We start from the raw sequence: 21,673 nt of genomic DNA on the forward strand, positions 1-21,673 counted from the left end.
GGGCAGGCTACGGGTTGTCCGCCTTGTGAACGGTGGGGCTGTGCATTAGATCTAAAGGCAAGGACGTCCATTGGAAACTCAGCAGATCAGCCGCTCGGCCGAAAATCATTCGGTCGCTTTCGCCGACCGGATGAGTACCCCATTCGCCAAAACCCTGGACGGCCTGCGCACCAATCCGGAATTGAAATTATTCTGGGACTGCATTTGGACACCACCGGAAACACACGAACAGTTTCTGGAGTACGCGGGGCAGTTGCGCCGGTTCGCGACGCACAGCGGCGGCCTGCTCGGGCGCAGCCCCGACTTCCTGGCCGGCATCGTGTCCGCCTGGGCCGCCAACGCGGACCACTTCGGCGACGGCGCGGAACAGTTGCGCGAGTTCCACCGGCAGTGCCGGGCCGAGAATTCGATTCTCACGCATGCGATCTCCGACATCTCCGAACGCGGGCGGATCGCCGAGGATCGGCTGCTCAAGGTGGTGGCCCGCGACGCCGACGGTATCTACCTGAGCGGCTTCAAACAGCTGGCCACCCTGGCGATGTACGCCGACGTGCTGCTGATCTACCCCTACCGGATGCTCACCCAGGCCGAGGACTACACCGCGCTGTGCGTCGCGATCACGCCCGACAGCGCCGGCGTGACGGTGCACTCCAGGGCCGGCTTCCGTGCCGCGCACGAGATTCCGGACGAATCGATCGACGCGCTCGACGAACAAGACGCGATCATCGAGCTGGACCACGCGTTCGTCCCCAACTCCCATGTGTTCATCGATGGTTCGGTGGCGCAGTGCAATACGTTGCGCGCCAGGACCGGCATGACCCACCCCGCCTGGATCCAGGCGCTGGGGCGGATGGCGGCCAAGGCCGAGATGTATTACACGCTGGCCGAGCGGGTGCTCGACGGCGGGCAGACCTCCGCCAAAGAACCCGGCGTGATCCTGGCGAAGCTTCGTCGGTTCGCCGCGAGCACTCAGCGTGATTTCACCGCCGCGATCGAGTCGGCGGCATTCGACGATCGCTACGGTTTCTGGGCCGCCGACCGCACCATGCTGCTGCAGGGCATCGGCAATTTCACCGAGCGCATCGAGGGCGCTTCTACCCTGCTCGCGCAGATCGCCGGACTCGATCTCATCTGCCCCAAACCCGGCAGAACCACCCAGCACGGCCTGGTCCCCGCCGCGCCACAGCTGTCCGACTGGACGTTGTTCACGAACCTTTCCTCGGGGGCGTACGGCTATCGGCAGAACAAATACGAGCTTGCTTTCGTCGGCGATCCCGATCGGCTCGCCGCTGGCTGACAGGCGGAGAAAGTCCCGAAAGAGAGGTATGAACACCATGCTTACCCGGAACCGCCTGATCGAAGCGCTGGAGCCGTTCAGCGGATACGTGCAGTCGGCAGTGCTGTACAACTTGATCGAGCACGGCATCCTGGAACAAATTGTGGTCAATGGAATTTCGGCCCGCAAGGCGCTGGAATCGGTCATCACCACACCCGAGCGCGTCGAGGCACTGCAACTGTTCCTGCGCACGGCCGGCTACACCGACAATGATCGGGCGACCGACAAGCTCGTGCAGATCTGGGAAGCCCGCGGCTGGTACCAGATGATGATCGGCGGCTACGGCCGTACCTTCTTGGAGATCGGGCAGGGCTTCACCTCGCCCGCCGCAGTACCGCGCGACGGCCGCATGGTCGGCGTCGGCAGCTGCGCGATCAGCGTGCACGACGCCATCCCGCTCATGTACCGGGTACTCGACCAGCGCGGCAAGAGCTATCGCAGCGGCATCGATCTCGGCTGCGGCAGTGGCATCTTCTTGACCACCCTGGCCGACAAGTACACGCAGATGCGGCTGACCGGCATCGAGCCGAGTCCCGAGGGCGCCGCGGCCGCGACAGAGTTCGTGTCCGGGTCCGCGCATGCCGACCGGATCGACATCGTCAATGCGGATGCGATCGGCCATCTCGAGCAGACCGAATCCCACTACGACTTCGGCATCATCAGCTTCGTCATCCACGAAATCCTGGGCCAGGACGGCGAAGCCGGGGTGCGGAAGTTCCTCCGGACGCTGTTCGACAACAACCCCGGCCTCGAACTCCTGGTCATCGACATCGATTACTGCTGGGACGATGCGGAAAAGATGAAGGACCCGCACCGCACCAACTACTACAACCACTACTTCCTGCTGCACCCGTTCACCGACCAGCGACTGGCACCCAAGCAGTACTGGGCGGACCTGTACGCCAGCGAGGGCCTCGAGGTGGTCGTGGAGGATGTCGACACCCCCGGCCTCGACGAAACCGGGATCGTGACCGCAATGCTGTTGCGGTCCAAGGAAACCGAAGCATGACTGATTACACCGACAGCCAGGCGGTCTCCCGGCTGAGTTCGGGACCGCGGACCTTCTTCCGGCTCCCCTACCGGCCGGTGCGGGAGCTGACCGAGAACGACGGTGTCGACGCCGTCATTCTCGGCGTGCCCATCGACGGCGCCACCGGCTACCGCAGCGGCGCGCGCTTCGGACCCGAGGCCGTCCGCTCGGCGAGCACGCTCGCCCGGCTGGGCAGCCGGGAACGCGGCCTGGTCATCACCGATCTGCTCACCGTCGTCGACGGCGGCGACGTGCACATCGTGCCCGGCTACCACCTGCAAACGCTCGAGCTGATCGAGAAGAGCGTCGACGCCGTGCACGGTATCGGCGCGCTGCCGATCCTCGTCGGCGGCGACCACAGCCTCGCGATCGCCGAATTACGCGCGGCCGCAAAGAAACACGGGCCGCTGTCGCTCGTGCAGCTCGACGCGCACCGGGACGTGCTCGATGACTACTTCGGGGTAAAGCACTTTCACGGCACGGTGTATCGCCGGGCGGCCGAAGAGGGTTTGATCGATCCGACGACCAGCATCCAGATCGGCATGCGCGGCAGCGTGCCACGGGAAGACCTGGCCGACGACGGGCTCGGCTTCACCGTGATCCACAGCGACGAGGCGATCGAGCTCGGCTGCCGGGAACTCGGCCGGATCGTCCGCGACAAGGTCGGTACCAATCCGGTCGCGCTGACCTTCGATATCGACTTCGTCGATCCCTCGTGCGCGCCGGGTACCGGGACGCCGGAAGTCGGCGGGCCTTCGTCGGCTTTCGCGTTGCGGCTGCTGCGCGAACTCGACCTGCCCGACATTCGCACCGTGTCGCTGGTCGAGATCTCGCCGCCGTACGACACCGCCGATATCACCGCACACCTCGGTGTCGCGGTGATCTTCGAAATCATGACCCTCGCCGCTGCCGCCCGGCGGACCACGACGCAACAGGATGGTCGTCTGCATGCCCGATAACATCACCGACCTGGAAGTCAGGGCGCTCGTCGACGGTGTCAACCTGTCCGACGGGCACCCGCGAATGTCGCTGTCGCCCAGCCAAACCGAGATCGTCGCCGGCTTCGCGGAGGTCTTCGCGCAGACGCGCAAGCTGCCGGTCGACGTGGTGGAGAAGAGTTCGCGCACCGCGTTCCTGTCCTCGATCGGCCAGCACGGCGCGCTCGCCGACAACGTCGACTTCCGCAGCTGCTATTCCTCCTCGACCGCCATCGACATGATCGGCAAGGCGATCCGGCTCGCCGACCGGCCGGTGGTGATGGTCGAGCCGACCTTCGACAACCTGCACGATCTGCTGGCCGGCCACGGGCTGAACATTCGGTCGGTCGCCGAAGCCGAGTTGGCGACCGGGCCGTTGGAACACCTGCCGCCCGCGCACGGGGTGCTGTTCACCGTCTCGCCGAACAATCCGACCGGCACCGTGATCGACGAGGACCGGTTGCACCGGATCGCGGCCGCCTGCGCCGACCGCGACACCGTGCTCGTGATCGACTCTTGTTTCCGGGCACAGGATCTGCGAGCGCAGTACGACATGTACGCCGTGCTCGCGCGCTACGATCTCGACTGGGTGATCATCGAGGACACCGGAAAGCTCTGGCCCCTACAGGAATTGAAGGCGGGGTTCCTGAACTGGAACGTCGGCAATCCGCTCCCCTTGGCCCGGATGTACTCCGACCACATGCTTTCGGCGTCGCCGTTCATCCTGCGGGTGATCGAATTGTTCGCCGACGACGGCGTGCACGGCGGCTACGACCTACTGCGCGACGGTATTCAGAGCAATCGGCGCTTGGCGCGCAACAACATCAAGCTGACACCGGCCTACCCGGACTCCCGGATCTCGGTCGACACCTTCCGGCTTCCCGAAGGCGTCGCGGCCAGCGCGTTGTACGCTGAGCTGGGCGAGGTCGGCGTGCACGTGCTGCCCGGCGAGCTTTTCTACTGGGCGCAGCCGCACCTCGGCACCGATCTGATCCGTATATCGCTGGCGCGCGATCCGGACTCCGTCGTCACCGGTTGCCAGCGCGTCGACCAGCACCTCGAGGCTTGGAGGCGTGTTGTCATCAGGTGATCGCGCAACGGTGGTGCTGTTGCAGGCGAAGCAGTCGCTCGGCAGTGTCGGGTTGACCGAGTTCGGTTCCGCCGTCACGGCGTCCGGCGCCGAACTGCGGATACTCCGGACCGGGGAGGTGCCCCTGGTCCGCGATGCCGATGTAGCACTGGAGGGGCTCGGCGACGAACGCATCGCCGAGATCGACGAGTGGCGGTCGCTGATCCCCGCCGGGACCACCGCGATCGTCACCAATGACGAGTACCTGCTCGGCCTGGCCGCGCAGCTGTGCGATGAGTTCGGCCTGAGCTCCCCGATTCCCGTCGGTTCCCTGGAGAACTACCGGCACAAGGGGGTCATGCGCCGGACGTTGGAGGCCGCGGGCATCCCGGTGCCGGAGACGCTGATCGTGACCGGCGGCAGCGTCGAAAAGGCGGGCGGCTGCACCGGATTCGACGACGACGAGCTGGTCATCGTCAAGCCGGCCGCAGAGGCCAACCTGCGCGGGATCCGGATCGAACGGTTCGACAACGTCGACACCGCCGCGCTCGGCGACGGCACGGTCGAACGGCTGCTCGAAGGCCCGCAGTTCCACTCCGAGGTGCTCATCGCGAACGGCACTGTGACACACCTGTTTTCGGGCCTCTACATCCGTTCGCTGCTGGACCTCACCAAGGGCGGCCCCTCGGGTTCCGCGCGCGTCGCCCCGGCGACGGAGGCGCGGCTGGCCGAGCTTGCCGTGCGGACCTGCACGGCGCTCGGCCTCGACGGAATCTTCACCGCCCATGTCGAATACCTCTCCAGCGGTGACACTTTCGAAGATGTCGTGGTCAGCGAGGTGTGCGCGCGGGCGTCCGGCGGCGAGGTCCCGTTCCAATCCAGGGTGATCACCGGCATCGACCTGGAGCTGCTCAACCTCCGGATCCAGGCGGGGCTCGACTGGTCCGAGCCGAAGGTGGATCCCGAGGTCTCGGGCGGGTGGCTGTGGCACGTCGGCCGCCCGGTCGCCGGGGCCGACCGTATCGGACACCTCGGCGTCGAGGCGACCTTCGACCGGATAGCCCTGGGCGGACGGGCCCGGCTCACCGGCCGCACCGAAGCCGTGCTGGCCGCACTCGAACTGCTGGCGGTCGCGAACGAGGTGCAATGAGTGGCGAGTAAGCGACAGCCCATCGATCGGTCCCGGCGCTACGGGAAACCGCTGACCGACTTCGCCTTTCAGGAATGGCAGGTGCCGACGCTCCCGCCACCGTGGGAGCTCACGCCGGTCACCCCGGCCACCGCCGCCGAGATCGATCAGGTGGTGCACTGGATGGCGCAGCCACACGTGCAGTTCGCGATGCACAAGGACTGGGACCGCGACGGCTGGCAGGCCGAGATCGAGTTCCAGTTCTCCGACAACAAGACTCGGCCCTTCCTCGTCGGGCAGGACGGCCGACGCGGCGGCTACGTCGAGCTGTACCGCGTCGCGCTCGACGTGGTCGCCGACTACTACGACACGCCGGACCGCGACATGGGCATGCACGGCTGCATCGGCGAGCCCGACTATTTCGGGTACGCCCTGCCGTTCTGGGTCGCGCTCATCGCCGGTGTCTTCGAGACCTACCCCGACTGCACCGGCGTCATCTCGGATCCGACCGCCTCCAATCAGCTGGTCCGCACGCTGGACCGGAATGTGTGCAAGATCGTGGACGGCCACGAACTCGGCGAGATCGATCTACCGCACAAGCAAGCCGCGCTGTTCCGCTTCGAACGCGAAAACTTCTACGCCGCAATGAAACGCCAAGGGGGTGTCGACGTTGTCCTCCGTGAGCTCGGTGGTCACTGATCCGATTCGCTGGTTCCTGCTACACGGTCCGCTGCGGCTGCTGCCCGACTCGATGCTCGGCGCCGAGAACGACGTCGGCAGGCTCTTTCTCCGGCCACCGGAGAAGGGCGATCCCTACCGGGCGATCCTGACGAAGATCGGTGCGGACGCCGGCGTGCACGACAGCGCCGCCGGGCTGGTGGTGACCGGTTACGAGGAAAGCGAAGAGATCCTGCGGAGCAACGACTGGTCCGCGGACCAGCCCGTGGCGCTGCCGCCGACCGCCGGGTTCTACCGGTGGCTGACCCAGCGGTCGGTGCCCATCGCCCTCGACGCTCCCGCCCTGGTCTTCATGGACCCGCCCGAGCACACCCGGTTGCGAAAACTGGTCTTCCCGATGTTCACCCATCGCGCGGTGACCGGATCGATCGACGTCATCACCGAGCACACCGAGACGGTGCTCGCCGAGCTCGACGGCCGCGACACCATCGACCTGGTCGCCGATTTCGCCCGCAAGATCCCCATCCGGGTCATCTCCGACTTCCTCGGCATCCCCGATCTCGGCGACGACATGCTCGACTCGCTCGGCGGGCACGGGGCCAAACTGCTCGACGTCGGCATCACCTTTCCGGAGTACCGGCGCGGCATGACCGAGGCGCGCAAGTTCACCGCCTTCGTCGCGGACTGCAAGAAGGATCCCGACCAGCTCCAGGACGGCTTCCTGAAGGACTGCGTGCGGATGCACCTCGCGGACGAGCTCACCTTCGGGGAGATGCTCACCCTGGTGGGCTTCGTCTTCGCGGCCGGCTTCGAAACCACCGTCAGCTTCATCGCGAACTCCATTGTCACCGTGCTGGAACACGGCCTGGGCACCGAAGTGCTCGCCGACGGCCGACTGACCGACCCTTGGTTCGAGGAACTGCTGCGCTACGACTCCCCCATCCAGCTGACGCACCGCACCGCGCGGGTGGAGACCAAGATCGGCGATCGGGTCGTCGCCCCGGGCACCGGGGCGCTGATCTGGGTCGGCGCGATCAACTACGACACCCGCGCCTACCCGAACCCGGGCAGGCTCGACGTGGCCAACGTCGCCACCCGGACGAGCATGAGCTTCTCCACCGGCGTGCACCGCTGTCTCGGCGCGTCCTTGGCGAAGGTCCAGGGGCAGGTGGCGGTCGGCAGCTTCCTGTCCGCCTATCCGAACGCCAGACTGCTACCGGGCCGCCAATGGCGGGATTCCATTGTCCTACACGGACATATCCGGGCTCCGCTGGCGTTGACCAGCTGATGCGCGCCGTCACCGTCGACCCGTCGACGCTCTACTGCATGGGGACCTCGACCGATCCGGTCACCGTGGCCGGTGCGCTACGGGCCCACCCGGTGCGGGTCGAGCCGGTGGCGCCGGGCACCCCGCTCGGCCACCGGATGGTCGCCCTCGCGGCGCACGACCTCACCGACGACGAGCTCGCCGAAACCTCCGCCATGACCAGAGGTTCCTGGGTGCACCTGGTGTCGTCCGGGCCGAACTATCCGCACATCCCGACGCTCGCGCGCAACAACTTGGTGACCAGAAGCGCCAGGGCCTACGCGCCGTCGCTGTCGGAGTACGTCATCACCCAGCACGTCCTGCACTGCGCCGAGGAGCCGATCGACGACGCGCCCAAGCCTTTTCACCGGCGCAACGCACTCGTGGTCGGCTACGGCGCGTTCGGCCGCACCATCGCGGAAACCTTGGCCGGGCTCGGCGCAAGGGTGACCGTTGTCCGGCCGCGGTGCCGGACCGCGCATCCGTTCGGCAGTGTGGCGGCCACCCCGCTCGAGCACCTGCCGAACCGATTCGCGCACCTGATGGTCGTCGCGCTGCCCGGCATACCGGAGGTGGTGAACTTCGTGGACGACGCGCTGCTGCGCAGGCTGCGCCTCGATGGGCATCTGATCAACCCGGCGCGCTCGTCCCCGGTCGACTGCGACGCGCTGCTGCGCTGGCTGGCCGACGGTTCCGGGCGGCTCACCAGCGACGTCGAAACCGACGACCGGGCCGAGTTGCTGCGGCCCTGGATCGACAAGGGCCGCGTCACGCTGACGCCGCACACCGCATGGCGGCCGTGGGATGGCGATCCGCTGTATCACCGGGACTGGGCGGCGATCTACGCCACCGGAACCTTCGATCGATCGACAATGAGGCAGCAGTCGCTGCGCATCGACCCGCAGCAGATCGCCGTGGACTACCTCATTCCTTGACCACTCGTCCCACTGGAGGCCCGATGCCGTTCTGGTTGATAGCGATCACCTTCGCCGTATTCGTCTTCTACACCGACGATTACATGATCGCGGGCGTGCTCCCCGAACTGGCCGCCGACCTCGGTGTCTCGGAATCCACAGCGGGCCAGCTGGTTTCGGCCTACTCGCTGGTGCTGGTGATCGGCGCGCCGCTGATCGCGTTCGCGTCGGCGCGGCGCACCAGGCTCAGCGTTTTCGTCATCGCCTCGATCGTCTTCACCCTCGCGAATCTGCTGTCCGCCCTCGTCGATACGTTCTGGGTGCTGATGGTGCTGCGGGTGCTGGCCGCCGGCGCCGCCGCCGCCTGTCTGCCCGCCATGTTCGCGCTCGCGCCGACGCTGGCGCCGCCGGAGAAGCGCAGCGCCTACATCGGCATCGTGTCCTCCGGCATCGTCGGCGCCCTCGCGCTCGGGGTGCCCTTCGGCACGCTGATCGCCAGTGTCTTCGGATGGCGCGGCAACTTCGTCGTCTTCGCGGGGCTGAGCGTGCTGTCGATGGCGCTGCTGTTCGGTGTCCGTAAGTATCTGCGTGCGCCGGGCGAAATAGTTTCGGCCCGAACGCATCTCACGGCTCTGTCCAGCAGGCCGGTGCTCACCGTTCTGCTGGGCAACACCATCCTGCTCGGCGGCGCGCTGATGATGTTCACCTATTTCGGGCCGTTCGCGGCCGACTTCTCGAATACCTCACTGCGCCAACGCGGTCTGCTGTTCGCGGTGGCCGGCATCGCGGGCCTGATCGGCTCGGTGGTCGGCGGCATCTTCGTGGACAAGAAGGGCGCGTCGGCCGCGCTGCGCATCGGGTTCGGCCTGTTCCTGGGCACCATGGTCGTCTTCTCGATCCTGACGATGTTCGCGCCCATCCCGATGCCGGTGCTGGTGGCGCTGACGCTGGTGTGGTCGCTGGCGCTCTACTGGAACGCGCCCGCAATGCAGACGATGCTGCTCGACGCCGCACCGGATTCGGCGACCCAGGTACTGGCACTCAACTCCTCGTCGACCTATTTGGGCGTCACCCTCGGCAGCATCGCCGGTGGCGTGACGCTGTCCCTGTTCAGCCCCTTCGCGCTCCCCATCGCCGCCGCGGCACTCAGCGCGGTCGCCTTCCTCGTCATCGAGGGCCTGGCGCGGCGCGCGACGGCGGCGCAGCGGCTCCAGCACGACCCGGCGGAAAGGACCACCCCATGACCGGCACATACCCACCGGCCCCACGGTTACCGCGGCTGCTACAGACCGTGCTGCACACCAAGCGGCACGCCCAGTTCCTCGGCGCTCAGGCGCGCCGCTTCGGTGATGTCTTCACCGTGCGGCTGCTGCCGCCGTATCCGGAGCGCATCGTGGTGTTCTCCCGGCCCGACCACATCAAGGAGATCTTCACCGCCGGTCCGGCGGATCTGCATGCGGGCGAGGCGTACCGGGAGCTGTCGATGATCATGGGCGAGCACTCGGTGCTGCTCACCGACGACAGCGAGCACGCACGCGCCCGCAGGCTGCTGATGCCCGCCTTCGCCGGCGCGGCCCTCAACGGCTACCGTGCCCTGGTCGAGGACATCGCCAAGACCCAGGTGGAGCGGTGGACCGCCGGTTCGACCGAGCACATCCTCAGCCGGATGGAGGATTTGACGCTCGATGTGATCACGCAGGTGGTCTTCGGTGTGGCCGACGAGCAGCGCAGGGCCGAACTGACCCCGCAGCTGCGCCGGATCACCGACATGAGCCCGGTGGTACTGCTCGGCTGGAAGTGGCCGCTGCTGCGGCGCTTCGGGCCGTGGCGGCGGATGCGCGACGCGCTCACCGCGGTCGACGAGCTGCTCTATGCCGAAATCGCCCGCCGCCGAGCCCATCCGGAGATCGATCAGCACGCCGATGTGTTGTCCCGGCTGCTCGCCGTCGGCTCCGGCGACGATCCCGGCACGGCACCGCTCAGCGATGCGGAACTGCGCGACCAACTCGTCACGCTGCTGCTGGCCGGCCATGAGACCACCGCGTCGGCGCTGTCCTGGGCGCTGCACGAATTGGCCGCTGCCCCGGAGATTCAGGATCGGGCCAGGCAGGCCGCCCGCGACGGGGACGACAAGTATCTGGAGGCGGTGGTGAAAGAGGCACTGCGCCACCGGATGGTGATCGGCCGGGTGCAGCGCCAGCTCACCAAGGACATGACGATCGGCGGCGTCGCGCTGCCGCGGGGCACCCGGGTGTCGACGTCGATCGTGCTCGCCCACCAGAATCCGGCCAATCACCCTGCGCCGGAACGCTTCCGGCCCGAGCGCTTTCTGGAAGGCACGGTCGCGCCGAATACTTGGCTGCCGTTCGGCGGTGGGGTCCGCCGCTGCATCGGCGCGGGCTTCTCGCTGATGGAGGGCGCCGTGGTGCTGCGGGCGGTGCTGACCCGCTACCAGCTCGCGCTGCCCGGTGCACCCGAGCGCGGACGCGTCCGCAACATCACCAACGTGCCCGCGCGCGGCGCACGTCTCGTGGTCACCGCGTTGGACAACTGACAGCAGAACAGTTTTCGGCTCAGAACGGCAGCATGGGGACCGCGTCGAGCAGGGCTTGCGTGTAAGGGTGCTGGGGATTCTCCAGCACCGTCGCCGCGGCGCCGCGCTCGACGATGGCTCCGTTTTTCATCACCAGCAGCTGATCGCACAGCTGCTGCACGACGCCCACGTCATGGGACACCAGGATCAGCGACAGCCCGAATCGCTGCACCAGATCGCGCAGCAGCTCGATGATCTGGGCGCGGGTCGGCGCGTCCAGCGCGGAGAACGGTTCGTCGCCGACGAGCACCTTCGGATTCGGCGCGAGCGCACGGGCGATCGCGATGCGCTGGCGCTGGCCGCCGGAGAATTCGTGCGGATAACGCGCCGACGCATCGGGTTCCAGCCCGACCGCCACCAGCAGCTCGGCCACCCGGTAGTCGTGGTTGCCCGGTATCCGCAGGCATTCCAGGGGTTCGGCGATGGAGTCGCCGACGATCATCCGCGGATCCAGCGAACTCAACGGATCCTGCAGCACCACTTGGACTTCCCTGCGGAACCAGGCCAGATCGCGACCGGTCACCGGTTTGCCCTGATACCGGACCACGCCTTGATCGGGTCGGTCCAGGGCGAGCAGCAGACGCAGCAAAGTCGACTTGCCGGAACCGGATTCGCCGACGATGCCGAGATGGCTGCCCTCCGCGAGCGTCAGGTCGACGTCGCGCACCGCGTGCCGCTGCGGTGCGCGGTGCAACAGGCTGGTGCGCGGCAACCGGAACGACCGGCTCAATCCCTCGGCCTCGAGCAGGATCACGACACAACCTCCGCCGAGTCGCTGTCGACGCCCAGGCGCGTCGCGCCGGAGCCACGGCGGAACGAGGAGGCCCGCGCCAGCTCCAACAAGGTCTGCAAGTAGGGATGGGTCGACCCGCGCAGGATCTCCCCCAGGTCGCCGTCCTCGAGGACGCGCCCCTGACCCAGCACCACCACGCGCTGCGTCATCTGCGCGAGCACCGCGAGATCGTGCGTGACGAACAGCAGCGCCGAACCGTCCTCGGACACCAAATCCTGGAGCAGCGCCAGGATTTCGGCCTGCACCGTGACATCCAGCGCCGTCGTCGGCTCGTCGGCGATCAACAGCGCGGGCCGGGCGGCCAGTGCCATCGCGATGCCGACCCGCTGCCGCTGCCCACCGGAGAGCTGATGCGGAAAGGCGCGCACGGTATGCGCGGGATCCGGCAGCCCCACCCGGGCCGCCAGTTCGGTCGCCGCGGCCTGGGCCTGCCGACGACCCATCCCCTGGTGCAGCCGCAGCGGTTCCGCGATCTGCCTGCCCACCCGCATCAGCGGATTCAGCGCCGACAGCGGTTCCTGGAACACCATGGCCATCCGGCTGCCGCGGACCTTCGACAGCTGCCGGTCGCTGCGGCCGATCAATTCGACGCCGTCCAGGGTGATGCTGCCGCGCACCCGCGCCTCCTCCGGCAGCAGGCCCATGATCGCCAGTGCGAGCAGGGATTTCCCGGATCCGGAGACGCCGATCAGGCCGAGGCGCGCACCGGCGTCCATGGCCAGGTCGACCCGGTCGAGCAGGACCTGCTCGCCGATCTCGACCGTCAGGTCGGTCACCTTCAGTAGCGTCATCGCACCGGCACCCCCTTGCGCAGCCGCGGATCGGTGACGCTGCGCAGCGCGTCACCGAGCAGATTGAAGCCGAGCACGGTGAGCGCCACCGCCAAGCCCGGCCACACCACCAGCAGTGGCCGCACCTTGATGTAGTCCTGTTGCGCACGCAGGATGCCGCCCCACGACGGCGCGGACGGTGAACTGCCGTAACCCAAGTAGGTCAGGGCCGCCTCGGCGAGCACCGCTAAGGCCATCACCCAGGACAGCTGCACGATCAGCGTCGGCGCGATGGCGGGCAGCAGATGTTTGCGCACGATCCGAGCGGTGGACGCGCCGGACGCCCGCGCGGCGAGCACGAAATCACTGGTCAGCACCCGGGCGACCTCGGCCCGCGCGACCCGGGCCACCGCGACGCCCGAGCTGATGCCGATGGCGACCGCCACCGTCATCATCGAGCCGCCGTAGACCGCCGCCAGCACCATTGCCAGCAACAGCGCGGGGAACGCGATCATGATGTCGATCAGCTGCACCACCACCGAGCCGACCAGGTGCGGGGTCAGCTGAGTGGCCAGCGCCAGGATCAGCCCGAGCACGCCGGCGATCGCCGCGACCACCAGGGCCACCGCGAGGGTCTGCCACGCACCGGCCAGCACCTGGCTGAAGACGTCGTGCCCGACCCGGTCGGTACCGAGCAGATGGCCGTTGCTGAGCGGCAGCAACCAGGCCCGGCCGGGGTTGGTGGCTTGCGGATCATAGGGCGTCCAGAACAGCGACACCAGGCTGGCAATCACCAGCGTGCCCACCATGATCAGCCCGAAAACCCCGCTGGGCCTTCGGATCAGCGCGGCGCCCATCACCTGCAGGGCGCGGCGCCTGCGCGCCCATTTGGGCCGGTTGACGGCGTGGATCACAGCCTGGCCTCCAGCCGGGGGTCGATGAGCCGGTGCACGATATCGACGACGAAGCCCAGTACCAGCACCGCGGAGACGATCAACAGCACCTCGCCCTGGACCTTCACCAGATCCCGGTTCGCCACGTCCGACAGCAGCATGCTGCCCACACCCGGCAGCGTGAACACCCGCTCGATCACCACGGCCCCGACGATCAGGACCGCGAACTGCAACCCGAGGATCGAGACCACCGAAGGCGCGGCATTGCGGAAACCGTGCCGCACCAACGCCTGCGTCCGGGTCATGCCCTTGGCGCGCGCGGTGCGCAGATACTCCGAGTACAGCACCCCCAGGATGGCCGAGCGCGCGAAGCGGAACAGCACCGCGCCTTCGGACAGGCCGAGCGTCACACACGGCAGGATCAGGCTGCGCACCGCCTCGTCGGGCTGCTCCCACCGGTTGACCGGAAAGCCCTGTGCCGGAAGCACTTGCAGCTCCACCGCGAAGACCAGGATCAGCAGCATCGCCAGCCACAGACCCGGCACCGCGGTCCCGAGCTGGGACAGCGCGTTGGCCGCCTCGCCGGTCTTGGTGCGATGCCGGACCGCGGCCCAGGTGCCGAGCGGCACCGCGAGCCCAAGGGCGATCAGCAGCGATCCGATGATCAGCGGCGCGGTGACGGCGAGCTTCTCGCCCAGCTCGGCCCCCACCGAGGTGCCGTTCAGCTGGGAATGCCCGAAGTCACCGTGGAAGACCCCGCCGATCCAGGACAGATACTGTTCGGGCAGCGACCGATTCAGGCCGAGGTCGGCGCGCAGGGCGGCGATCTGCTCCGGCGTCGCCTGGATGCCCGCGACGGTGGCCGCGACGTCGCCGGGCAGCAAGCGCAGCATCGCGAAGATGAGCACGCTCGCCACCGCGAGCGACAGCAGGAGCAGCCCGGCTCGCCGGATCAGATACCAGAGCAAAACACCTCCGTCACTTGGCGACCGCGAGCTTGCTCAGCGGGAACCGGTTGTTGGTCTCGTGCTGGGGGACGCCGTAGATGCCCTTGCGCACCACCGTGTTCAGCTCGACGAGGAACAGCCAGTCACACGGCGCGTCCTCGGCGATCTGCCGAGTCATCTTGCGCAGCAGGTCGTTACGTGCGTCTTCGGTCTCCGCGGACAGCGCGTCGCGGTACCACTGCTGCACCTGCTTGTTGTCGTAGTTGAAGTAGTAGCCAGGGCGGGCATAGTTGCCGATGTCGCGGGCTTCGGCGTGGATCACGACGCTCAGCTCGTAATCATGGTTCTTGTACACCTTCGACAGCCAGGTCTGGAACTCCACCACCCGGACGTTCAGCGTGATGCCGACGTCCTTGAGGTTGGACACGAGGATGTCGCTCAGCGCGGGGATGTAGTGGTTCGGGTACTCCACGGTCAGTTGCAGACCGTTGCCGTAGCCGGCGGCGGCGAGCAGCTTGCGCGCGTTCTCCGGGTTGTACTGGTCCAGCGAGGTCAGGTCCTCGTACCAGGGATCCTGCGGCGGCACCGGGCCGCCGATGCGGATACCCGCGCCGAACGTCTTGATGATGGCGTCCTTGTCCAGCGCCTGCCGAATGGCATGGCGCACATCAGGATTCGCCAGCACCGGATTGGCCTCGTTGAACGCGAGGGTGTACTCGTCGGTGCTGGTCCCGCGCAGCACGCTGAACTTGTCCTCCTGCCCGCGGAACGCTTGCAGCAGTGTGGGATCGGACGCGGTCAGGATATCGATCTGCCCGGTCAGTTCGGCGTTGTTCGCGGTGTTTGGCTCGATGATGTAGTGGAACACCACCTTTGCCACCTTCGGCGCGGGCCCGCGGTAGTCGTCCCACCGCGAGAGGGTGAGGGTGGAGCCGCGGTTCCACTGCGTCACCCGGAACGGCCCGGAGCCGTTCTCCGCACCGTCGAGGGTGGCGAAGTCGGTACCGCTCTTGTAGACGATGCCGCCGCGATGGGCCAGGTTCCACAGCAGGGTGGTGTCGCGCTGCTTCAACCGGATCGACACGGTGGCCGGGTCGGGCGCGGACACCTCGGCCACGGCGGTGAAGTCCTGCGCGCGCAACGACTTCGAGCCCGGCGCGATCACCTGCTGCAACGACCACACGACGTCCGCCGACGTCAACGGCGAGCCGTCGTGGAACTTCGCGTTCTGCACCAGGCGGAAGGTGTAGGTCAGGCCGTCGGGCGACTGTTCCCACGAGGTGGCCAGCGACGGCACGAGCTGATCCTTGGCGTTGGTGTCGACCGAGACCAAGCCCTGGTAGACGTTGTCGATCAGCACCTGGTCGAGTGCGACACCGGACTGGGTGAAGGTGTTCAGGCTCGCCGGTTCCAGGGCGAATCGGACGTTCACCGTGCCGTTCAGGTTCAGCTGATCGTCCGGTGGCGTCGCGGCCTGGGTCGACTGGCTCGCATCGGTCCCGTCGGGGCCGACCTCACCGCCGGTCCCGCAGGCACTCGACAGCGCGACCACCAGGGCCAGCGCAACAACAGCAATCGGACGTACGCGCCTCAAATTACGCTCCCCACGGTGCGAACAGCAATATTGCGAAACTGGAATCCAGTGGCGAGACTAGAATTTAGCACTACGGACCTCTTTCGGAAGCTGAACGAGCAAGCCATACCACGCGTGTCGTCGTCGGTCAGCGAATCTGCTTCTGCGGCATACCTTCTCGGAACGCCGCATGCCCCGGCGGCGGGGTCGGCGCGTCGAACGGGTTCAGCCAGACACGCAGTAGTTCACGGTTGATCTCATCGGCGTCGACGAATGCGGTACGGGCGTGCACCACGACATTGTTGTTCAAGAACTGGATATCGCCGGGATTGATCCGCATGGTGATCTTGTTTTCCGGCCGGTCGGCGATCTCCTCGAACGTTTTGAGCGCCAATCGTTCCACCGGGGAAAGCTCCAGATCGAATCGCTCGTGCGCGGACTCGATGAAGTGCCGCACATAATAGCGACAGGTGAGCCTGCCCTCGTGCCAGGCGAAGACGGCATTGCGGTAGTACGGCACCTCACCGTCGAGCTGCTCGTCGCGCCGGTCGTAATAGAATCCGGCGTAGTACAGGCCGAGCAGTTCCCGATGATTGCGCAGCAGCTCATTGTGAATGGTCATCGAGCTGGTGATACTGCTCAATCCACCCTCGCCCGCGGATTGCAGGCACAGCAGGCCGACGATGTCGGAACTGTCGGTGTGGAACGGCAGCGCCTCGTTGGTCTGGTAACCACGGGTCGCCGCGTTCAACAGTCCACCATTGCCATAGTTCTTGACCGGCACCATGATTTCGCCGCGCGCGTTCTGTGTCACCGCGGGCCCGAGATGGGCACACAGGCCCCAATACATGAGCTCTATATCGGCGCGCGGGATATCGGAGCCGATGGGAAAACCGCTCAGCACGGCCAGGCCGCTCTGCGAAGTGAGTTCGTGAGAAACGGCTTTCAGCTTCTGCGCGAGCTGGTCGAGCGGAAAGTCTTCGCGGGTAATGCTACCGAGCTCTTTGCCCGTCTGCCGGGCGTGTTCCAGCGCTGCGAACAGTTCGCCGATATCGTCGGAGGTCAGCGGCGTCGTCCACTGGGCCGGATCGGTGAAGTCGCTGCTCTTCCAGGCAGCCGGGCCGGTGATGAGGTCGGTGCAGAGGGGATACGAATCGGTATCCATGTCGATCATTCCCTTCACGAGCGGAGATACGTCACCAGTGGACGTCTATCGATGCCGACTCCGGCCGGGACGGTCACATCCAATCCTCGGCCGTGCGTGCAGGTGACCAGAAGTTCCAGCGCGAGATCGCGTTGCACCATGCTGCCGCCCATACCCACCACGGCGGGCAGCACCGAAATCAAGCGTCGCACTGCTTGTTCCGGGTTCGATTGGCAGTAATAGAGGAAACTCTCGGCCACGCCGACCGCGGTGCGGCGGGTTCCGGTCAGGTGCGCCGCCATATCCGTGGCGTCCGCACCTATTTCTTGCGCCAGCCGCATGGCCAGCTCGTGCCGATCGGCGCCGATGACCGCCAGCAGCACGTGCAGGTCGACGAAGGCCGAGTTCGACGCACTGCGGATATCCAGTGCCTTGTCCGCGACCGCGGCGAAATCGTCCGGCCCGACAATGCCCGCCAGCCGCAATCGCCACAGCAAGGAGACCGCATCGCAGAATTGCATGGCTGAGCACTCGGTGGCCAGCACGGCGGTGACATCGCCGGTGAGGCCGGTCAGCGCGTCGTGGTCGGACTCGGCCATCGAGTTCAAGGCGTGATGCCAGCTGAGATGCGTACGCAGCAGGCAACTTTCCGAGTTCCACCGGCCGCGGGTGGCCGACAGCAGCTCCGACACGGCGCCGTGGTCGCGACTCTCGAACAGCGCGTGCGCGCAGGCGTGTACCGCCCACGGGTTGTCCTGCGGGGCCAGTGACAGCGCTCGGCTACCCGCCTCGTACGCCTTGGCGAACTCGTGGTTCTCGCCGTAGGCGAAGGCGAGCATCGCCAGCAGGTACGGGTAGGTTTCGGTTGCACCCTCGGTCAACAGCGGACTGCTGGACAGGCGCGACAGCAGCGTCTCCGTCGCACCGGTCAGGAAATCGACCTGATGCCCTGCGGCCAAGGCCAATTCGTCGGTCGGGAACTGCCGGGAAATGTCGAGCAGGGTATCGCCGGCCGCTCCGTACGCGCCGTGCAGCAGGTGCCGGATCGCGTCGAGGTGGGCGGCTTCCAAGGCGGACAGCGAGCCGGCGTCGATCTTGCGCAGCGCGTCGACCACCTCCACCGGCGGCCGGACGCCGCCGAGCAGATACAGGTAGGCGCGCAGCATGACGACGATCGGCTGCTCGGCCTCGTCGTGTTCGAGGCCGTCCAGCGACGTCACCATGGAGCGGTCGAATCGGAGCAGTCCGTTCAGCGAACCGGAGACGGCCGCCGCTACCCGGTCGCTGTAGGACGAGATGGCTACCCCCTTCATATCCACCTAACTCTCCGAGGCGGGCAGGCCGCCGAGATAGAGCTCGCGAATGCCGGGCCGAGCGGTGCGTGCCCACTCGATCGCGCTGGCCACCTTGTCCATGTCGATGTCGAAGTACGGCTGCGACATATCGGTCAGGCCGAACGACGGTGGGACGAAGTCGACATCGGCGAACAGCGTGCCGAACTCCGCGACCGCCGCTTCGAGGCTGATGTCCTTGCGCCAGTAGGACTCCATGATCTGATCGGACTTCTGGTAGAACGCGTCGATGAAACCGTCCAGCCCGGCGCCCGGCGCCGACGCGGGCTTCGGTAGCGCACCCTGCCCGGCGGCGCGGGCCGCGGCTTGGTCGGCGACCTGGCGCAATCTGGCTTCGGTGCGCATGGTGCCCGTCACCTGATTGACCTGCCAGACCCGGAACCAGGCGTTCCAGAGCCGGTAGTCGGTGAAGGAACGGAAGGCGTTGCCGACGATGAAATCGTTCTCCTCGATCAGGCTGGCCTGCATCTGTTCGATGTCGTCGAACGTGCGCGGCGTGAAGCCGCCCTCGAATTGTTCGATGAGCCGCTCGGCCAGCCGATCCACCACGACCGCGGTGTTCTGCATGCCGCGGGAGAACAGCGGGTCGATGAAGCCCGCGGCGTTGGAGGTGAGGCACCACCGGTCGCCGACCGTTTGTTTCGACGAGTATTGCAACCGGCCCGCGCTCACCCATTCGCGCTCGTTGCGCGCGTGCGCGAACTGCTTGCCGATCTCCGGATACGTCTCCAGGAAATCGGCGAAAGCCTGCTCAGGGTTCGGGTGCGGCTTCTCGTCGCCGTCATCGATGCGCCAGACGATGCCGACGCTGCACAGCGGATTGGATGATTTCTCGGTGTTGTCGAACGGGATCACCCACATCCAGCCGCCGTCGAAGACGTGATGCAGCGTGCCGGTGTGCCACTGCCGCGGGCCGTGGACTTCGGTGATGTCGTCGAACGGGAGAACGCCGCTCATATGCGTGAAGATGGACTTCGACCAGGCGCGCAGCCCCTCGGTGGTGCGCAGTCCCAGTTGCGCCGCCAGCGGTGAATTGCGGCCGCCCGCGTCGACGACGTACTCGGCGGTGATCCGGGTCCCGTCGTCGCCTTCGAAGTGCACACCCGCGTCGGTGATATCCAGCTTGCGGGTGGCGACCCCTTCCAATAGCACGGCGCCGTAATCGCGGGCGCGCAGCGCGAGCCAGTGGTCGACATCCTGCCGGAACAGGTGCGACTCGGTTTCCACGATTTCGGACAGCGGGAACTGATGCACTTTCTGCGCGATGGTGCCCGGCTCGTGATAAACGAAGCCGAAGTTGTTCTTCATGCCGCAGGTGCCGACCGACCCGATGAGATTGTCGAACGACGAGAGCACAGCCAGCTCGGGCACGCCGTATTTGATGCTCATCAGTTTGTAGAGCTTCGAGGTGTTCGGAATGGTCGATTCACCGATGGCAAATTTCGGATGCGGTTTTGGATCGACCATGCAGGTGCTCAGACCCGAGGCCTGGAGACACAGTGACAGCGAGCTACCGGAAAGTGCCGAGCCCAATATCAGAACGTCGAATTTGTGACTCATGATTGAACTCCCTTGCCTGATTCCCTGCGCAGCGGAGTTTGTTGGTGATACTGCATCAGCCAGCGATCGTCGCGCTTGATATACACCGTAGAAATAGCGGCGTATATACCGTCCAGGCCCACGCGTTTCTGATACATCTCATAGAAAACTATGTGCGCGTCGGCGCCTAATGGGCGCTCGTGGAATTCGAGTATCTGGTACGTCTCGATCGCAGGCGCTCCGGCGACCGCGTTCAGCGCGATCTGCCGCGAGAGCGACGCATGCGGGGACGGCACCGCCAGCACGGCATCGTCGGCCAGGACGCTGTCGTAGAACTCGGCACCCTCGCCTGCGCTCAGCGCTCGCCACTGGAGAAATTCGATTTCGGCCGGATCGAGATCGGCGACATTGTCGTACACCGATGCACCGACATTAGTATTGACTGGAGTGACCATTAGTACCCGCCTAATTCCCGCGAGGAGACAGCCGGGCCGCCTGGCCCTCCCCTGGGCCGCCGATAGTTTTTTGTTCCGTTTGCAAACACTAGCACGGTCCGCGCATGCGCTGCAACAGTTTTCGAGCTGTCCGGAAGACCGAATAATGATTCATCAACAAACCAATCAGGGTGTGTTATACAGCTGCGTTATCGGCACGGTTCAGGTACGGTCGAAGTGGTTCACCCATACCTCCGTCGCACCGACCGAGGGCGTTCGAAACAAGCAGGAGGGGAGAATCGTTGGAGAGACCGCGCGTCAGCAATTATGCAGATGGCGCATTGACCGTTCATCATGATCCGATAACCATGTCCGAGGTATCTCGCGAGCTGCGCGCGAGCGGTCGAGATGTCGCTCTCGTGCCCACAATGGGAGCACTGCACGACGGCCATCTCGCTTTGGTCGAACAAGCGCAGGAAAGCAAATCCGAGGTCATTGTTTCGATCTTTGTCAACCCATTACAATTCGGGGCAAACGAGGATCTAGACCGCTATCCACGAACGCTGGAGGCCGATCTCGCACTGCTCCGCGAAGCCGGCGTGCCCTTGGTCTTCGCACCCTCCCCCGCGGACATGTATCCGGACGGCCGCCGGACCACCGTGCTGCCGGGCCCGCTCGGCGCCGAACTCTGCGGCGCCACCCGGCCCGCGCTCTTCGGCGGGATGCTGACCGTGGTGGCGAAGCTCTTGCAGATCGCGGGGCCGACCGTCGCGTACTTCGGCGAAAAGGACTACCAGCAGCTGATATTGATCCAGCAGATGGTCCGGGACCTGAACTTCGGCATTCGGATCGTCGGCGTCCCGACCGTGCGCGAGGCGGACGGGCTGGCACTGTCCTCCCGCAATCGGTATCTCGATCCGGCCGAGCGGCAAGCCGCCGTCGCACTGCCCGCGGCATTGCAGGCGGGTGCACGGGCGGGCGGTTCGGGAGCCGAGGCCGTGCTCGCCGCTGCCCGCACGATCCTCGACGCCCAGGCCCGAGTCGAGGTCGAGTATCTCGAATTGCGGGACACCGAGCTCGGACCCGCGCCCACTTCGGGCCCCGCCCGCCTATTGGTCGCGGCGCACGTCGGCAGCACCAGGCTGATCGACAACATTTCGTTGACCCTGACCTAACGAGACGTGAGACGGAAATAC

General features: G+C 66.3%; 20 protein-coding genes. 11 read left to right on the top strand and 9 right to left on the bottom strand.

The features are described 5' to 3' along the window. Positions 1–130: 130 nt before the first annotated feature. From DMB37_RS02715 to DMB37_RS02760, 10 genes are read left to right on the top strand one after another with little or no spacing between them, the layout of a single operon-like run. Positions 131–1,297 (top strand): 4-hydroxyphenylacetate 3-hydroxylase N-terminal domain-containing protein, encoded by a 1,167-nt coding sequence (locus DMB37_RS02715; protein WP_135231295.1) that lies wholly within the window; start codon positions 131–133, stop codon positions 1,295–1,297. Positions 1,298–1,325: 28 nt separating this feature from the next. Next, positions 1,326–2,345 (top strand): methyltransferase, encoded by a 1,020-nt coding sequence (locus DMB37_RS02720; protein ID WP_135231296.1) that lies wholly within the window; start codon positions 1,326–1,328, stop codon positions 2,343–2,345. Further along, the gene (locus DMB37_RS02725; protein ID WP_135231297.1) at positions 2,342–3,325 is read left to right on the top strand and encodes an arginase family protein; all 984 of its coding nucleotides are present in this window, start codon (positions 2,342–2,344) and stop codon (positions 3,323–3,325) included. Before DMB37_RS02720 ends, DMB37_RS02725 begins: the two co-directional genes overlap by 4 nt. Next, on the top strand, positions 3,315–4,433 hold the full coding sequence (locus DMB37_RS02730; protein WP_167768700.1) for a pyridoxal phosphate-dependent aminotransferase: 1,119 nt from the start codon (positions 3,315–3,317) through the stop codon (positions 4,431–4,433). Before DMB37_RS02725 ends, DMB37_RS02730 begins: the two co-directional genes overlap by 11 nt. Then, positions 4,417–5,562 carry an acetyl-CoA carboxylase biotin carboxylase subunit family protein gene (locus tag DMB37_RS02735; protein ID WP_135231299.1) on the top strand — a complete coding sequence of 382 codons (1,146 nt, stop codon included), beginning with the start codon at positions 4,417–4,419 and terminating at the stop codon, positions 5,560–5,562. The genes DMB37_RS02730 and DMB37_RS02735 overlap by 17 nt, the downstream gene beginning before the upstream one ends. Beyond that, positions 5,563–6,240 carry a GNAT family N-acetyltransferase gene (locus DMB37_RS02740; RefSeq protein WP_135231300.1) on the top strand — a complete coding sequence of 226 codons (678 nt, stop codon included), beginning with the start codon at positions 5,563–5,565 and terminating at the stop codon, positions 6,238–6,240. It begins immediately after the preceding gene. After that, positions 6,221–7,507 carry a cytochrome P450 gene (locus DMB37_RS02745; RefSeq protein ID WP_135231301.1) on the top strand — a complete coding sequence of 429 codons (1,287 nt, stop codon included), beginning with the start codon at positions 6,221–6,223 and terminating at the stop codon, positions 7,505–7,507. Before DMB37_RS02740 ends, DMB37_RS02745 begins: the two co-directional genes overlap by 20 nt. A 38-nt stretch (positions 7,508–7,545) precedes the next feature. After that, on the top strand, positions 7,546–8,460 hold the full coding sequence (locus tag DMB37_RS02750) for an NAD(P)-dependent oxidoreductase (protein ID WP_167768701.1): 915 nt from the start codon (positions 7,546–7,548) through the stop codon (positions 8,458–8,460). Positions 8,461–8,483: 23 nt separating this feature from the next. After that, positions 8,484–9,683: an MFS transporter gene (locus DMB37_RS02755; protein WP_167768702.1), complete on the top strand. Its 1,200-nt coding sequence runs from the start codon at positions 8,484–8,486 to the stop codon at positions 9,681–9,683. After that, entirely contained in the window at positions 9,680–10,993 is a 1,314-nt protein-coding gene (locus DMB37_RS02760; RefSeq protein WP_135231304.1) for a cytochrome P450, read from the top strand. Before DMB37_RS02755 ends, DMB37_RS02760 begins: the two co-directional genes overlap by 4 nt. A gap of 19 nt (positions 10,994–11,012) precedes the next feature. On the opposite strand, the gene DMB37_RS02765 is transcribed toward DMB37_RS02760, so the two are convergent. The 9 genes from DMB37_RS02765 to DMB37_RS02805 form a co-directional block, all read right to left on the bottom strand. Beyond that, entirely contained in the window at positions 11,013–11,786 is a 774-nt protein-coding gene (locus tag DMB37_RS02765; RefSeq protein WP_135231305.1) for an ATP-binding cassette domain-containing protein, read from the bottom strand. Next, positions 11,783–12,616 carry an ABC transporter ATP-binding protein gene (locus DMB37_RS02770; RefSeq protein WP_135231306.1) on the bottom strand — a complete coding sequence of 278 codons (834 nt, stop codon included), beginning with the start codon at positions 12,614–12,616 and terminating at the stop codon, positions 11,783–11,785. The genes DMB37_RS02765 and DMB37_RS02770 overlap by 4 nt, the downstream gene beginning before the upstream one ends. Continuing rightward, positions 12,613–13,509 (bottom strand): ABC transporter permease, encoded by an 897-nt coding sequence (locus DMB37_RS02775; RefSeq protein ID WP_206055165.1) that lies wholly within the window; start codon positions 13,507–13,509, stop codon positions 12,613–12,615. The genes DMB37_RS02770 and DMB37_RS02775 overlap by 4 nt, the downstream gene beginning before the upstream one ends. Next, positions 13,506–14,456, bottom strand: a complete 951-nt coding sequence (locus DMB37_RS02780) for an ABC transporter permease (protein ID WP_135231307.1) — start codon at positions 14,454–14,456, stop codon at positions 13,506–13,508. Before DMB37_RS02780 ends, DMB37_RS02775 begins: the two co-directional genes overlap by 4 nt. A gap of 10 nt (positions 14,457–14,466) precedes the next feature. Beyond that, complete coding sequence (locus tag DMB37_RS02785; protein ID WP_135231308.1) at positions 14,467–16,029, bottom strand: ABC transporter substrate-binding protein; 1,563 nt, start codon at positions 16,027–16,029, stop codon at positions 14,467–14,469. A 127-nt stretch (positions 16,030–16,156) separates the two neighbouring features. After that, positions 16,157–17,173, bottom strand: coding sequence for a TauD/TfdA family dioxygenase (locus tag DMB37_RS02790; RefSeq protein ID WP_167768703.1), 1,017 nt, complete (start codon positions 17,171–17,173; stop codon positions 16,157–16,159). A 14-nt stretch (positions 17,174–17,187) separates the two neighbouring features. Beyond that, on the bottom strand, positions 17,188–18,471 hold the full coding sequence (locus DMB37_RS02795) for a hypothetical protein (RefSeq protein WP_135231310.1): 1,284 nt from the start codon (positions 18,469–18,471) through the stop codon (positions 17,188–17,190). Next, complete coding sequence (locus DMB37_RS02800; protein ID WP_135231311.1) at positions 18,472–20,064, bottom strand: NAD(P)/FAD-dependent oxidoreductase; 1,593 nt, start codon at positions 20,062–20,064, stop codon at positions 18,472–18,474. It lies immediately after the preceding gene. Further along, complete coding sequence (locus DMB37_RS02805) at positions 20,061–20,462, bottom strand: nuclear transport factor 2 family protein (RefSeq protein ID WP_135231312.1); 402 nt, start codon at positions 20,460–20,462, stop codon at positions 20,061–20,063. The genes DMB37_RS02800 and DMB37_RS02805 overlap by 4 nt, the downstream gene beginning before the upstream one ends. A 317-nt stretch (positions 20,463–20,779) precedes the next feature. On the opposite strand from DMB37_RS02805, the gene panC reads away from it, so the two are divergent. Continuing rightward, positions 20,780–21,652: a pantoate--beta-alanine ligase gene (gene panC / locus DMB37_RS02810; RefSeq protein ID WP_370465309.1), complete on the top strand. Its 873-nt coding sequence runs from the start codon at positions 20,780–20,782 to the stop codon at positions 21,650–21,652. Positions 21,653–21,673: the final 21 nt, after the last annotated feature.

This window comes from Nocardia sp. CS682 (assembly GCF_004634405.1).
Classification (GTDB): Bacteria; Actinomycetota; Actinomycetes; order Mycobacteriales; family Mycobacteriaceae; genus Nocardia; species Nocardia ninae.